We start from the raw sequence: 246 nt of genomic DNA, 5'->3' as shown, positions 1-246 counted from the left end.
CAGTATGCAAACTATCGATTTCTTTATTCTTTTTGCTCTTAAGCGTGATGCCGCGAAATTTGCTTAAGCGATAAGACGTGATGCGCTTGCCCCTTCAACAGAACTAACCAAGTGCCCAGTTACAGGGGGGGGGGAAGTAATTACCCGTGGGAAGATCGTGCCAGAACACACCTTACTTAGCCAAACAGAACAATACTTAGATAGCATCGCTAATGGCCATAATGCATATGGCGATGGCTGGGTTTT

Annotated in this window: 1 protein-coding gene; it reads right to left on the bottom strand. The window is 45.5% G+C overall.

What is annotated here, in order from left to right; genetic code table 11:
* Positions 1–63: 63 nt before the first annotated feature.
* Positions 64–246: hypothetical protein (locus CWB80_RS22820; protein WP_212751505.1), on the bottom strand; the 183-nt coding region annotated here is incomplete at its 5' end.

The sequence above is a fragment of the Pseudoalteromonas sp. S1650 genome (assembly GCF_005887195.1).
Taxonomy (GTDB): Bacteria; Pseudomonadota; Gammaproteobacteria; order Enterobacterales; family Alteromonadaceae; genus Pseudoalteromonas; species Pseudoalteromonas simplex.
The sequence above is the reverse complement of the archived record's forward strand: the minus strand, read 5'-3'. Positions and strand labels throughout refer to the sequence as shown.